Genomic DNA, 14,485 nt, shown 5'->3' with positions numbered 1-14,485 from the left:
CTGTATCCAAGAATTCCTGATTTTTTCTTGGTATGAGGAAAATTGGCATTGGGATAAACACTATCACTACTCAATACAGTAAATGCAGCGTAAACTGCTGCTGCTTTAGACGGTTTATATGCCGCTATTGCAACAGGTTTACTCAATTTCTTCACAACGGATTAACAGCTTTTCCATTGCCTCTGCTAGGGAAATCAACTCTGTCCATGAGGAACCACTAACTAAATTTTGGGCATGAGCTAAGCGGTTTCGCAACTGTTCGGCAGATTTCAGGAAGCGTTCGCCAAAACGTTTCGATTTCAATTCGAGTTGTTGGAGAAGTTCTGCTTGATTTAAAACCAACTCTCGTTTATCACAAAATTGAAGGTAGTCTAATAGATCCATTGCTTCGTTTCTTTGCTGGCTCTCTCGCCATAGACGTTGGGCAACTTCTAACCGCTCAGGTTTGAGAACTTTTTGCCAAGAATCTTGGGGATAGTAGATTCGCACCAACCGCAGCAGATTCATTTCTAACAGTGTCACCAAACCAAACAGCAGCATTCTTGCTGGGGCTTTCTGTAAGTCCCCACATGTAACAATTCCACTTACCTGATTGCAATCTAAAACAAATAATCGCGGAGTTTGTTGCAGGATGGGTAGCAGCTTGATCAGAGGGGTGGAAATGGCGATGAGTTCTTTGGGATGAAACACTCGTTGATAATCACTGCATTTACCTGATTTAGCTTGCATCAAACTAGAGCGTTCGATATAGCCAGTGATGGTATCTTCCTTTTCAATTCCAACAACATCAAAATCCTGTGCCTGCATCCAATGTAGTACCTCTGTTACCTCTGCCTCAGCCGATACAGCTTTCAGAGGTTCTGCTACATATTCAATTGTGATGTTGTTCTCAAATAAACTCCGCAGGTCTTGAGAACGGGATTTTAGCTGTTTCATCTGCCCTTAGCCATAAGACATCAGCAGGATAAGTATTTCATGGAAGCTCACTTCGTGTCAGTGCAAGCTATGAACTCCTGTAGATGGCATCTGACTGGAGTTTAGCGAAAAATTCAAAGCCAATGTTTGTTTCAGCTTTATGTAGATGAGTTGCTTATAAAACAATACAGTTCAGTTAAACATTTCTTTCTTCTGTGTGCGGGCTTGGCGTTCTCCTTCAGAGAAGGCGGTACTCTGCGGCTGCCCGCAGAAGCGTCTACTTTAAAAAATTTGACTTTGACAAAGAGTTTTAGCCTTAACTGAACCGTATTGGCTTATAAAAAGCAGTTTTAATCTCAACAATTTTATAGTTTGGTTTCATCTCCAAGATGAAAATACAACTTGAATGTTGATTAATTTAACAAAACTTCAAGCGCCCAGACCCTAAGAGCCTGAGCGCTTGAATTATAGGTTGCAGAGAAATTTCTGCTAGGTAGCAAAATTAAGCAGGCATCATTTGCATCGATCTACAGGATTCTGCACACTTGCGGCAAGCAGCAGCACAATCCATCATCATTCGATCGTCGCTCATTTGTTCGCAAGCCATTGCACAGCGATCGCACATTTCAGCACAAAGCATACAGGTGCGTCCCATGAACTCAGAACCACCCATCATCATATTCGTACACATCATGCACATTTCAGCGCAGTCACGCATCATGCCCATCATGCCCATGTCCATGTACTGACCACCCTTGCTCATGCAATAAGCCATGGTTTCCATGCACATTTTGTGACAGTCCATACAAGCGTCTATGCAAGTTTGCATTTCGGGAGTTATAGATTCGGTCATCATCATCATCATAGGAAATACCTCTTGATTTATTGATGTCTTGGTAGTGTCCTTTAAGGACTACTCATAACAGTAATCTTATCTTTTTAAAGAGTCAATGGGGTTTTTTCTTACATATTTTATAAATCAACAATTCCGATATAATTACCGATCATTAAAGCTAATTCCACATAAATTAGTGTTGTTTTTTTGATAGTTCTTGCTCAGTCAATGTTGTAATCCCGCGTTGACTGTGGGAGATTGGAAAAGCAAAGAATTATCTAACTTGAGTATCGAAATAAAGACTTAAGATTTAGCTAAATAACGATGTCATACTTTTTTAACAAATGCCGAATCAGCAGCAATTTATTAACTTCTATTAACTTGAAGTTAGGTACACATTAATATTCGGATAACACCCTAAAATGGACGCGATCGCCCCTGTAGAGAAGTTTCATAAAACCTCTCTACTTTCAAGATAGGGTTTATGCCCCAAATGGGCACAATAAGGGAATAAAAATATCTCTTTCCCACCCCCTATTCTTAGTTGAGAGCGTTTTCTAAATCAGCTTGCAAATCTAGTGGATGCTCAATTCCTACAGAAAGACGAATTAAATTATCCTTAATTCCTCTTTTAAGCCGTTCTGCTTCTGGTAGAGAACCATGAGTCATTTTGGCAGGATAGCAAAGCAGCGACTCAACCCCTCCCAAACTCTCTGCTAGTAAAAATAACTTGGTTCGGGAAGCGAATCTTTCCACCTCAGCAAAACCACCTTTTAATTCCAAACTAATCATCCCCCCAAAGCCAGACATTTGTGCTTTTGCTAGTTGATATTGTTCGTGACTGGCTAACCCTGGATAATAAATTCGCTCGACTTTAGGATGCTTTTCTAAAAATTTAGCCAAAAATAAAGCATTTTTTTCATGTTCCCGCATTCGCACAGCCAGAGTTTTAATTCCGCGCAGCACTAGCCAACTATCAAAGGGACTAGGAACTGCTCCGATCGCATTTTGATAAAACTTCAGTTCGGTGTATAGTTGCTCGTTAGATGTAACAACTGCCCCACCAATAATATCGCTGTGTCCCCCTAGATATTTAGTCGTGCTGTGAACGACAATATCAGCACCTAAATCTAACGGTTTTTGAAAATAAGGACTAGCAAAGGTATTATCTACTACTAAAAGAATGTTGTGTTTACGAGCAATATTTGCTAGTACAGCTATATCAACAATTTTTAACAATGGATTAGTGGGAGTTTCAACCCAAATTAGCTTAGTATTGGGCTGAATGGCAGTTTCAAAGTCATTCAAGTTATCAATATCAACATAGGTGGTTGTCACACCCCAATTTTTGACGACTCTCTCTAGTAAACGATAAGTACCACCATATAAATCATCACCAGCAACAATGCGATCGCCATTTTTAAGCAGACTTAATACAGTAGTAGTGGCAGCTAATCCAGAAGCAAATGCTAAACCAAATTTTCCATTTTCAATCGATCCTAAAGCTTCTTCTAAAGCTGTGCGAGTCGGGTTTCCCGTGCGAGAATATTCATATCCTTTGTGCTGACCTATCGCTTGTTGCTCATAGGTAGAAGTCAAATAGATTGGTACAATTACTGCACCAGTCTGGGGGTCTGGTTGTTGCCCTTCATGAATCGCTCTAGTTTCAAATTCCATTATTTTCTCTTGATTCTTCTTGGGTTTGACTAATCCAATATCTAATTAAGTCGGCTCTAGTAATTAATCCGATCGGAACATCTTGGCGCGTAATAATAATACCTGTTGTCCCTGATAAAAGCACTCGATAAGCCTCGGAAACATCGACTTCTTCATCGAGAATTGGCAGCGGTTTCCCCATAACTGCTAGAACTTCTTGGTTAGAAAAATTAATTCCATCATGGAGAAATTTCATTAAAGATGCTTCATTCAGGCTACCTACTACATGGTTATTATCAATTACAGGTAACTGCGAAATATTCAGCTTTTGTAGCAGGTTTGTTGCTTGGCTCAAGGTATCGCGAGGACTGACAGTAACTAAAGAAGGAAAATCAGTTTTTTGAGCTAAAATTTCACCAACTTTGATGGTTTTTACCGTTTTACCTTCCCAAAAACCATTTTCCTGCATCCAGGCATCGGAATAAATTTTATTGATGTAGTTTCTTCCAGTATCTGGCAACAATACTACAATATATTTTGGCTCTAATAATCGAGCTGCATACTTGAGCGCTGCGGCTACTACTGTACCGCAGGAACCTCCAACTAGTAAGCCTTCCTCCCTGGCAAGACGACGAGCCATATTAAAAGACTCTTTATCACTAATCCGAACCATTTCATCAACTAATTGGCGATTAAAAGTCTTGGGAATAAAGTCTTCACCAATACCTTCAACTTTATAAGATTTGGGAGTATCTCCTGATAAAATAGAACCCTCCGGATCTGCGCCGACAATCACAATATTTGGGTTTTGTTCTTTGAGATATTTGGCAACTCCTGAAATAGTGCCACCTGTTCCCATACCTGCAACAAAAACATCAACTTTGCCATTACTATCTATCCAAATTTCTGGGCCAGTTGTTAAGTAATGAGCAAGAGGATTATTTGGATTTTCAAATTGATTTGGTCTGTACGCTCCTGGTATTTCTTTGGCGAGTCTTTCTGCGACACTGTTATAACTTTCTGGCGAGTCGGGTGCTACAGATGTGGGCGTTACAACTACTTCTGCACCATAAGCTTTGAGCAAGTTGATTTTATCTTGGCTCATTTTATCGGGCATTACAAAGATGCAGCGATATTTTTTAACTGCTGCAATTAGTGCTAGTCCTACGCCTGTATTGCCTGCTGTAGCTTCAATTATGGTTCCTCCTGGTTGCAGTTGACCTGCTTGTTCTGCTGCTTCAATCATGGCGAGGGCAATTCTATCTTTGGTACTACCGCCAGGATTTAGATATTCTACTTTGGCATAGATAACGGAGTGAATATCTTCTGTAATTGTGTTGAGTCTGACTAATGGAGTTCTACCAATCGTTTGCAAAATGTTGTCGTAAGTAGTCATGGTTACTCCTTACTGAAAAAGTGGTTATGGGTCTTTCATTTTGATGAATTAAGTTTGGGATGTTGAAACGAACCGCCAAGGCGCAGAGAGAAGAAAGTTAATTTTGAGTGAAGACTAACCTAGTCTTTAATTAATTTTTAACTGAAACAGTTGATTGCAGTTTGACTAATCTGTCGGCAGCGGCTTGGAGGGTTTCTGGTTTTTTGCTAAAGCAGAAGCGGATGAATGATTGTCCTTTCTCTGGTTGGCTGAAAAAGCCGGAACCAGGAACTACTGCAATACCAATATTTTTAATTAAGTGGTTAGTAAATTCGAGATCGTTTTTGTAGCCAAATTTCGAGATATCTGCAAAGACGTAATAGGCTCCTTTAGGAATGAAATAAGGAATTTCCACTCTATCTAGAATCTGTAAAATGCTGTCTCGCTTTTGGCGGTACAGTTTGGCTAGTTCTTCATAATACGATGGTGGCAGTTGCATAGCGACAACTCCAGCTCTTTGTAATGGTGCAGGGGCACCGACGGTTAAGAAGTCGTGGACTTTACGAATGGCTCCTGTCAATTCGGAGTTTGCCAAGATGTAGCCTACGCGCCAGCCGGTGACGCTGTATGTTTTGGAAAGACCGTTGATGGTGACGGTGCGTTCTTCCATACCGGGAAGAGTCGCTAAGGCAATATGTTGAGTTCCATCATAGAGGATGTGTTCGTAAATTTCGTCTGTGAATGCTAGTACATCCCACTTCTGACAAAGTTCGGCAATTAGAGTGAGTTCTTCACGGGTGAATACTTTGCCTGTGGGGTTGTGAGGGGTGTTAATAATGATGGCTTTGGTATTGGCGTTGAAAGCTTGACACAACTGTGTTTCATCAAATGTCCAGTCAGGGGGATGCAGTGTTACATATCTGGGTGTGGCACCAGCCAAAATTGCATCGGGGCCGTAGTTTTCGTAATACGGCTCAAATACAATCACTTCATCACCCGAATCGATGGTTGCTAGCATTACAGATGCCATTGCTTCTGTAGCACCACAGGTAACGGTGATTTGTGTTTCTGGGTCAATGTCTAAACCCAGATACCAGCGGACTTTGTTAGCAATTGCATGGCGAAATGCGCGATCGCCCCAAGTAATTGCATACTGGTTAACATCTGCCTCTATTGCTTCATAAGCTGCCTGTTTTAACTCTGGCGGACAGGGAAAATCAGGAAACCCCTGCGCCAAATTCACTGCACCATATTGCAGTGCTACCCGTGTCATCTCCCGAATCACGGACTCTGTGAACTGGTTTGCCTTCGCTGATATTTTTTGGCGCTGAATCTTTGTCACCTGCCTTCTCCGTTTTTCTCTACTACAGTTATCTGGAAATTGCTGAAATTCACTAAAATACATAAAATCTATAAGTTTACAGTAGTATACTCAATTCCCAGAACTGAAAGAAATGCAAGTCTTGAACTATAAACTGAATTCCTGATACATTATTGATAAAAATTATTAATTATTGAAGGTACTGCACCAGAATCATTATGAAATCTCTGCACCGTCCCGATCTATATGGCTGGTCTACTTTCAACCCTGCAAGAAATATCGATTTCAATGGGATTGCCTGGATTCGTCCAGATGGCAATATCTTGATTGACCCAGTAGCCTTATCAAATCACGATTGGAATCACCTGCAATCCCTCGGTGGTGTGGTTTGGATTGTACTAACTAACTCAGAGCATGTCAGAGCAGCTAAAGAAATTGCCGATCAAACCTATGCCAAGATAGCTGGCCCAGTAGCAGAAAAAGACTCTTTCCCCATACATTGCGATCGCTGGCTCTCTGATGGTGATGAGTTAGTGCCAGGACTGAAGACAATTGAACTCCATGGCTCTAAAACTCCTGGTGAATTAGCTCTGCTACTAGAGGAAACGACTTTGATTACAGGAGATTTAGTGCGGGCACGTAAAGCAGGTAGCTTGACTATCTTGCCAGATGACAAGTTGCTGAATCGGGAGCAAGCAGTTGCTTCTGTGCAAAGGCTGGCAGAATTAACGCAGGTAGAAGCGGTGCTGGTAGGAGATGGCTGGCCAGTCTTCCGGGATGGCCGCGATCGCCTTAAAGAATTAGCGGCTACATTGATAATTCGTAATTCGTAATTCGTAATTCGTAATTACGATTTATTCTTAGTTGATAGCTTTGGTGCTGTCTTCTTTGATATTATTTACACTTTTCACTTGCCAAATAAGCTTTTCTAAGACACAAATACCCGATTTCTCTAACAAGTCGGGTATTTTATCGTTCATGCATAATTTAGGACTACTAAATTTAATTTGCATGAGTATTTTATTGATTGCGATCGCTTTATAAAAAATTATCTTAACTAATTATACTACCACTTATATGTTTTTAGAAGCTCTAACTAAAGACAGATATTTTTTGTTTACCAATAGCCTTTATGCATTTATTGTTTTATTTATCACATTTACAAAATATCAACACTTATCACATCCTCATTTTCCAAATTTACACATTACTTAAACATGACTTTAGTCATGCTGAAATTATGACTTTATTCCAATGTGTGTTCTTATTTAGTGTTTTAAACTCTATAGCAATACAGCAAACTAATTTATTCGCGAACAAGCAAGATACCTATAAATTCACGGGTAATTTTCTTAATGAAAAAACCTTTGATTTTAAATACATTTTTAAATATTAGGTGGAATTAATGTTCGCAAATTATTTAGTAATGTTGTACAAAAAATCAAATTTAACTGATAGGAGATTACATTATGAAACGCATCCTAATTGGTGCTTTACTTGCTCTACCACTAGCACTTGCTTCTTTCCCATCACAGGCATCGGCAGCGAAGATTGTTGTCAGACCTGTAGTTAAACCTAAAGTTGTTCATCGCCCAGTTGTTCGCCGTCCAGTTGTTCATCGTCCAGTTGTCCGCCAGAGGTTGATTCCTGGACATTGGGAAAACACACGAAATGGTCGGCACTGGGTTCCTGCTCGCTATGTGCGATATTAATGTATATGGCACTGATACTGTAGTTTGTCGCTGATTCACTATAAATTAGACTGAAAGACCCAAATTCTCGACTTTTCGGTGAAGTCGGGAATTTTCTTTTTCAAAGATTTAGGACTGCTATGGTATTTTTATTAGTTAATTAAATAAATCATAAATATATATTAAAATTGACTATTTTTTAAGAACATTTTTATGTTTATCCTTGAAGCTTGTAAAGCCAAATGAAAATAAGAGAGCAAGAGTATTGCAAAAATACAGAGATTTATTGAGTTGACCGTCTCTTAATTGAAATAATGGTCAAAATACTGCAACAATGGCTAGAAATGCCTGTGAATTAATTCGCTAGCAGTGAAAAATCCATGATGCAGTATCAGTATCAAGTTGGAGGTAGTCTACCCCTAGATTCGCCCACCTACGTCACCCGTCAAGCTGATGCCGAACTCTATGAGAGTTTAAAAGCGGGAGAATTTTGTTATGTCCTCAACGCTAGGCAAATGGGGAAATCTAGCTTACGGGTGCATGTTATGCAACAATTGCAACAAGAAGGAATTACTTGTGCTGCGGTTGATATCACTGCGATCGGGACATCAGGTATTACTCCACAAGAATGGTATGCCGGGATTATTGACAGTCTTGTAGGAAGTTTTGAGCTTTATAATGATTTTGATTTAGATAACTGGTGGTTAGAGAACGATTTACTATCGCCAGTGCAGCGGTTAAGCAAGTTTATTGAAACAGTTTTACTGAGGACAATTGCTGGTAAAATTGTCATTTTTATTGATGAAATTGACAGTATTCTCAGTATTCAATTTAATTTAGATGATTTTTTTGCAGTTATTCGAGAATGTTACAACCGTCGTGCAGACCAGGCAGCATACACTCGCCTAACATTTGCATTACTAGGAGTATCCACACCTTCCGATTTAATTGGAGATAAGCGACGGACACCATTTAATATTGGTCGAGCAATAGATTTAACAGGATTTCAACTCCTAGAAGCACAACCACTGGCAACAGGACTAACAGTAATAGGCGACTCGCAAGCATTAATGCAAGTTGTGTTGGACTGGACAGGAGGACAGCCTTTTCTGACTCAAAAAGTTTGTAAGTTACTTGTGCAATATGCTAAAGAGACTTTGTTCAGAAATCCGTCAGAAATAGTAGCTCATGTTGTTCGCGATCGGATTATTCAAAATTGGGAAATTCGAGATGAACCGGAGCATTTAAGAACAATACAGAATAGAGTTTTACAAAGTAGCGAACAGCGTACTGGCAGATTATTAGCTTTAGTTCAGCAAATTTTACAACAAGGAGAGGTAGAAGCTGATGATAGCCCAGAACAAACAGAACTGCGGTTAACAGGATTAGCAGTTAAGCGTGGTGGTATGCGAATTTATAACCGCATTTATGAGGAGGTCTTCAATCAGGAATGGTGCGAACAACAACTAGCAAAACTCCGCCCTTATGCAAATGAAATTAATGCCTGGATTGCCTCTGAGTCTCAAGACGAGTCGCGCCTATTGCGGGGACAAGCTTTATTAGAAGCTCTACAATGGTCAACAGGCAAGAGTTTGAGCAGCTTAGATTATCAGTATTTATCTGCTAGTCAGGATTTTGCCAACAGAGAAGTACAAGGCGCTTTAGCAGCAGAACAAGAAGCTAACCAGCTTTTGGCACAGGCGCAACAACAAGCAGAAAATGCTTTAGAGACAGAAAGGCAAGCTAATCAGGTATTAGCAGGCGCACAAAAGCAGGCTAGGCGAATTTTATTTTTTACTGTAACTGGAGCAATTGTTTCTTTAGCTTTGGCTGGATTTGGTTTGCAACAGGCACAACAGCAAACAAAGGTAGCGCAAGATAAGACAGAAGAAGCTAAACAAAAAAACGATGAGGCAAATCAAGCACAAGAAAAATTGCAAATATCTTTACAGCAATTACAAAATGCGGAAATAAAATTAGATGAAACTCTTCAAAAACAAGAGGACGCTTTAAATAAAGCAGAAACAGCTGATAAAAAAGCTCAAAAATCAGAAGAAAAATCCCTAGCAGCTCAACAAAAATTACAAACAGTAACTCAACAAGCACAGCAACAACAAACACAACTAAATAAGGTTAATCAAGAATCACAACAAAAAACTGCACAACTCAATAAAATTCAACAAGAAGTTGAACAAGCTAAATCACAGGTAGCAATAGAAAAACAAAACGCTGAAAAAGCAAAAATAGATGCTGAAGTAGCACAAAAAGAAGCAAAAAAAGCACAACAAGAAGTACAAGCAGCTGAAAATGCCCGGCAAGAAGCCCAAATAGCAACACGCTTGGAACAATCAGCAACAAGAATATTGCAGTTATCTCAGTATCCTCTTCTTTTGGAGAATTTAATCGAAGCGATAGAACCTATAAAAGAGTTAAAAGAAGTCGTCAAAGATAATCGCCCACTCATAAAATACCCAACCGTTAGTCCTCTGCTATCGTTGCAAACTACTCTCGAAAATATCCGCGAGAAAAATCGATTAAGGCATAGCAAAGAGGTCAACAAGGTGGTATTGAGTTCGGACAGCAAGACTGTTGCCACTCTAACAGAGGACGGTGAAGCTAAGTTGTGGAACATGCAAGGCACAGAAATTGCTGTGCTTCAGCATAAAGATGATGTCAATAATGTGGTGTTTAGCCCCAACGGCAAGATTGTTGCTACAGCTTCAGACGATGGCACAGCCAAGTTGTGGAACACCCAAGGAAAGGAAATTACCACCCTCAAGCATAACAAAGCAGTCTACAACGTAGCGTTTAGCCCCAACAGCAAGATTGTTGCTACAGCTTCAGACGATGGCACAGCCAAGTTGTGGAACATCCAAGGGAAGGAAATTGTCACCCTTAAGCATAACGGATTGATCTTCGATGTGGCATTTAGCCCCAACAGCAAGATTGTTGCTACAGCTTCAGACGATGGCACAGCCAAGCTATGGAACACCCAAGGTAGGGAAATTATCACCCTCAAGCATAACGATAGGGTCTACAAAGTGGTGTTTAGTCCGGACAGCAAGACTGTTGGGACTATCTCAGGTTTAAGTACAGCCAAATTGTGGAACCCGCAAGGTGGGGAAATTGCCACCCTAAAGCATAACGATACGGTCAACGATATGGCGTTTAGTCCGGACGGCAAGACTATTGGGACTACCTCACGTGACGATACAGCCAAGCTGTGGAACACCCAAGGCAAGGAAATTATCACCCTCAAGCATAATAAAACAGTCAATAATATGGCGTTTAGTTCGGACGGCAAGTTTGTTGCTACAGCCTCAGATGACCATACAGTTAAGCTGTGGAACATGCAAGGTGAAGAAATTACCACCCTCAAGCATAACGATGCGGTCAATGATGTAGTATTTAGTTCGGACGGCAGGTTTGTTGCTACAGCCTCAGATGACCGCACAGCCAGGCTGTGGAATTTGCAAGGCGGGAAAGTTGCTTCCTTCAAGCACAAAGATGCGGTCAACAACGTGGTGTTTAGTGCCGATGACAAAACGGTTGCCACTGCGTCCTATGACAGTACTGCTAAGTTGTGGAACATGCAAAGCAAGGAAATTGCCACTCTCAAGCATAATGATGGGGTCTTTAACGTAGCGTTTAGCCCCGATCGCAAAACTGTAGGCACTGCCTCACGTGATGGCACAGCCAAGTTGTGGAACCTGCAAGGACAGGAAATTGCCACTCTCAAGCATAACGATTGGGTTTACAACGTGGTTTTTAGCCCCGATCGCAAAACTGTAGGCACTGCCTCACGTGATGGTACAGCCAAGCTGTGGAATCTGCAAGGCGAGGAAATTGCCACCCTCCATCTGAATGGTGCGGTTTACAATGTTGTGTTTAGCCCTGACGGCAAGACTGTTGCTACTGCATCCTATGACACTACTACCAAGTTGTGGAACCTGCAAGGCAAGGAAATTGCGACTCTCAAGCATAGCGCAGTCTACAACGTACTATTTAGTCCAGACGGTAAGACTGTCGCTACTGCATCCTATAACGGCACTGCTGCGTTGTGGAACCTGCAAGGACGGGAAATTGCAACCCTCAAGCATGACCCAGAAATCAAGAACGTGGTGTTTAGTCCCGACAGCAAGACTATTGCTACTATCTTAAGTGACCGCACAGCCAAGTTGTGGAACACCCAAGGCAAGGCAATTGCCACTCTTAAGCATAACGAAAAGGTCAACAACGCCGTGTTTAGCCCAGACGGCAAGATTGTTGGGACTGCCTCAGATGATGGCACAGCCAAGTTGTGGAACACCCAAGGCGGAGAACTTGCCATTCTCAAGCATAACGGAAAGGTCAACAACGTAGTATTTAGCCCAGATGGCAAGACTGTTGCCACTGCCTCAGAAGACGGCACTGTGCGCTTATGGACGCAGGTAGGGGATATTTGGCAGCAGTTTGCTGAATATCAAGGTAAATATGAAGTGTTTAGCCGTGATGGTAAGGAAATTGCGATTTGGGTAGATGATAATACTGTGCAGTTGCGTCTGGTTGAGGGTTTAGATCAACTGCTGGTGCGGGGGTGCGAGTGGCTGAAAGATTACTTTTCTAGTCATCCTGATGTCAAGCAGCAGGTATGTCCTGCTATCTCATCAAATTGAAGAAAGGCAGAGGGCAGAGGGCAGAAGGCAGAAGTAACAATTAGTAACCTTTTAACTTTTTACTCTTGCCTTGTTTGGTCAAGGCGGAAGTCGCTACAGGCTACGCAAAACACGGAAACGTCAGGCGGAAGTTCCTACAGGGAAGACGGAAGCTCTTACAAGCTGCGCGAAACACGGAAACGTCAAGGCGGAAGTTCTTACAGGGAAGACGGAAGCTCTTACAAGCTGCGCGAAACACGGAAACGTCAAGGCGGAAGTTCTTACAGGGAAGACAGAAGCTCTTACAAGCTACGCGAAACACGGAAATGTCGAGGCGGGAGTCGCTACAGGGAAGACGGAAGTCGCAAACGTCGAGGCGGAAGTCGCTACAGCGTAACGCACGCTTCGGATGACGCTCCTGCATCGCTCTAAGCGTACCCCTACGGGGAAGCAAGCTACGCGTAGCGTCTCTTCGAGAAGCTAAGTAGGTAAACATAATTAATTACACAAAGTCATTGCGAATGTAGCGCAGCGGAATAAAGCAATCGCAAGGGTTGGGATTGCTACTCTGCGAGAACGCTTTCAGCGAACGCTTTGCTCGCAATGACTGTAAATAATTTTTGTTCATCTACTTATGCCGAGACAGGACGGACAAGATGTCCATCCCACAAGATTCAGAAAAAGTCGCACATCACGTTATCTAGAATCATTGTTGCTCATCATCTGACTGGTCAAACTTGTCTAACGCTTCTTTAAGTGCTTGCCGACAAAATTCTGGGTAATTTTCTATACTTTTAATCTTGTCCATCATTGATTGTGGGACTCTGAGAGTTAGTTTTGCGATTAATGGTTCCGCCCTGTCAGTAGTAAATGGCTGTAAACTCTCAGGATTACCTTTAGGATTAGGCATTGTTGAGAAATATAAATAAAGCTTGAAGCACAAGACGACACATGTATAAATAATATTTATTGGGTAGCTGTCGCCGTGGAAAGTTTCAGCTACCCGTGTCCATTAACAAAAACAGACACTTCTATTTTATGTTCACAAGAACCGAACTTGAAACTAGAAACATCAAGGAATTAAAGGAACTGTGTCAAAGGTACAGTATCAAGCCAGTAGGAAATCAAGGCTACAAGACTACCTTTATCACTGCTTTGATGGCATTCCCCAGAATGGCACTTATACAAATGGAAAACGAGAAAGGACTGAGACATCCTACCTTTGCTGATGTTCAGAATATTGGGGATGCACTCGACCATATGGAAAACCCGACCGATGAACAGATAGCACTGATTAGGGCATCGCTTGAAGGCAGGAGAATGGATTATCCCTACAGGTATCAACAAGAAAGATTGATGCAACTGTACAAAGCTAAAGTGCTGCTAGAGGAACTGGTTAACGTGCTAGGAACTTAACTTATATCCATCATCTTTTTACAGCATCCTTAAAGGTTGTTTGAAAAGTGTTTGGCTGTGATTATAAGCACTTATCGATCCCCCCTAACCCCCCTTAAAAAGGGGGGAAACTAAAATCAAAGTCCCCCTTTTGAAGGGGGATTTAGGGGGATCTGAAAGTATTTGATACATCAATAGGGACTTTTTAAACAGCGTCTTAGGGGTGCTTTTTTCTTGACTATATTTGTTTTCAGTCAACCCAGTTAAGGGCATCTTTTATTTTACCAGCCAATTCTAACGGGTTGAACGGTTTAGCGATCGCCCCTATCATCCCCAGTTGAGCATAACGCCGACGGTCAGAAGCTTGGATTTTGGCAGTTAACAAAATCACTGGAATTTCTTTGGTCATGGGATTTGCTTGTAGTTTCTCAAAGGTAGTAATGCCATCCATATCTGGCATCATGACATCTAGCAGAATTGCATCTGGCTGGCCAGTCTCGGCTTGAGTTATGCCTTCTTGACCAGAACTCGCCGTTAGCACTTCCCAACCTGCCACCGTTTCTAAGCAAATCTTGGCAACTTCTTGAATATACTGCTCGTTATCAACCACTAGAATTCGCTTTTTTGTCATTACTGCCTTCCTTCTGATACCAATTTTGGATT

11 protein-coding genes are annotated in these 14,485 nt (G+C 41.5%); 4 read left to right on the top strand and 7 right to left on the bottom strand.

From position 1 onward, the window contains the following. Positions 1-138: 138 nt before the first annotated feature. The 5 genes from RMY31_RS14320 to RMY31_RS14300 form a co-directional block, all read right to left on the bottom strand. Complete coding sequence (locus RMY31_RS14320) at positions 139-936, bottom strand: hypothetical protein (protein WP_322658882.1); 798 nt, start codon at positions 934-936, stop codon at positions 139-141. 481 nt (positions 937-1,417) lie between these two features. After that, positions 1,418-1,780, bottom strand: coding sequence for a four-helix bundle copper-binding protein (locus RMY31_RS14315; RefSeq protein ID WP_322658881.1), 363 nt, complete (start codon positions 1,778-1,780; stop codon positions 1,418-1,420). A 510-nt stretch (positions 1,781-2,290) separates the two neighbouring features. Then, positions 2,291-3,427 (bottom strand): cystathionine gamma-synthase, encoded by a 1,137-nt coding sequence (locus RMY31_RS14310; RefSeq protein ID WP_322658880.1) that lies wholly within the window; start codon positions 3,425-3,427, stop codon positions 2,291-2,293. Beyond that, on the bottom strand, positions 3,417-4,802 hold the full coding sequence (locus RMY31_RS14305; protein ID WP_322658879.1) for a cystathionine beta-synthase: 1,386 nt from the start codon (positions 4,800-4,802) through the stop codon (positions 3,417-3,419). The genes RMY31_RS14310 and RMY31_RS14305 overlap by 11 nt, the downstream gene beginning before the upstream one ends. A 130-nt stretch (positions 4,803-4,932) precedes the next feature. Next, entirely contained in the window at positions 4,933-6,123 is a 1,191-nt protein-coding gene (locus RMY31_RS14300) for a pyridoxal phosphate-dependent aminotransferase (protein ID WP_322658878.1), read from the bottom strand. Between the two features lie 197 nt (positions 6,124-6,320). On the opposite strand from RMY31_RS14300, the gene RMY31_RS14295 reads away from it, so the two are divergent. From RMY31_RS14295 to RMY31_RS14285, 3 genes are all read left to right on the top strand, one after another. Next, positions 6,321-6,935 (top strand): MBL fold metallo-hydrolase, encoded by a 615-nt coding sequence (locus RMY31_RS14295; protein WP_322658877.1) that lies wholly within the window; start codon positions 6,321-6,323, stop codon positions 6,933-6,935. 636 nt (positions 6,936-7,571) lie between these two features. Next, positions 7,572-7,814: a hypothetical protein gene (locus tag RMY31_RS14290; RefSeq protein WP_322658876.1), complete on the top strand. Its 243-nt coding sequence runs from the start codon at positions 7,572-7,574 to the stop codon at positions 7,812-7,814. Positions 7,815-8,173: 359 nt separating this feature from the next. Next, on the top strand, positions 8,174-12,448 hold the full coding sequence (locus RMY31_RS14285) for an eIF2A-related protein (protein ID WP_322658875.1): 4,275 nt from the start codon (positions 8,174-8,176) through the stop codon (positions 12,446-12,448). A 685-nt stretch (positions 12,449-13,133) separates the two neighbouring features. Here RMY31_RS14285 and RMY31_RS14280 read toward each other — a convergent pair. Then, the gene (locus tag RMY31_RS14280) at positions 13,134-13,337 is read right to left on the bottom strand and encodes a hypothetical protein (RefSeq protein ID WP_322658874.1); all 204 of its coding nucleotides are present in this window, start codon (positions 13,335-13,337) and stop codon (positions 13,134-13,136) included. 128 nt (positions 13,338-13,465) lie between these two features. Between RMY31_RS14280 and RMY31_RS14275 the strand changes: the two genes are divergently transcribed. Further along, positions 13,466-13,843, top strand: coding sequence for a hypothetical protein (locus tag RMY31_RS14275; RefSeq protein ID WP_322658873.1), 378 nt, complete (start codon positions 13,466-13,468; stop codon positions 13,841-13,843). A gap of 229 nt (positions 13,844-14,072) precedes the next feature. Here RMY31_RS14275 and RMY31_RS14270 read toward each other — a convergent pair whose 3' ends face one another. Further along, on the bottom strand, positions 14,073-14,453 hold the full coding sequence (locus RMY31_RS14270; RefSeq protein ID WP_322658872.1) for a response regulator: 381 nt from the start codon (positions 14,451-14,453) through the stop codon (positions 14,073-14,075). Positions 14,454-14,485: the final 32 nt, after the last annotated feature.

Origin of the sequence: Dendronalium sp. ChiSLP03b, from assembly GCF_034531165.2 — a bacterium.
Classification (GTDB): domain Bacteria; phylum Cyanobacteriota; class Cyanobacteriia; order Cyanobacteriales; family Nostocaceae; genus Dendronalium; species Dendronalium minutum.
Note: the sequence above shows the minus strand (reverse complement) of the source record. Positions and strands in the feature narration are given on the sequence as shown.

Bases quoted from the DNA above. Each gene is read 5' to 3' on its own strand.
- RMY31_RS14275 (WP_322658873.1), top strand. From the start codon at position 13,466: ATGTTCACAAGAACCGAACTTGAAACTAGAAACATCAAGGAATTAAAG.
- RMY31_RS14315 (WP_322658881.1), bottom strand. From the start codon at position 1,780: ATGATGATGATGATGACCGAATCTATAACTCCCGAAATGCAAACTTGC.
- RMY31_RS14280 (WP_322658874.1), bottom strand. From the start codon at position 13,337: ATGCCTAATCCTAAAGGTAATCCTGAGAGTTTACAGCCATTTACTACT.
- RMY31_RS14305 (WP_322658879.1), bottom strand. From the start codon at position 4,802: ATGACTACTTACGACAACATTTTGCAAACGATTGGTAGAACTCCATTA.
- RMY31_RS14290 (WP_322658876.1), top strand. From the start codon at position 7,572: ATGAAACGCATCCTAATTGGTGCTTTACTTGCTCTACCACTAGCACTT.
- RMY31_RS14270 (WP_322658872.1), bottom strand. From the start codon at position 14,453: ATGACAAAAAAGCGAATTCTAGTGGTTGATAACGAGCAGTATATTCAA.
- RMY31_RS14295 (WP_322658877.1), top strand. From the start codon at position 6,321: ATGAAATCTCTGCACCGTCCCGATCTATATGGCTGGTCTACTTTCAAC.
- RMY31_RS14310 (WP_322658880.1), bottom strand. From the start codon at position 3,427: ATGGAATTTGAAACTAGAGCGATTCATGAAGGGCAACAACCAGACCCC.
- RMY31_RS14320 (WP_322658882.1), bottom strand. From the start codon at position 936: ATGAAACAGCTAAAATCCCGTTCTCAAGACCTGCGGAGTTTATTTGAG.
- RMY31_RS14285 (WP_322658875.1), top strand. From the start codon at position 8,174: ATGATGCAGTATCAGTATCAAGTTGGAGGTAGTCTACCCCTAGATTCG.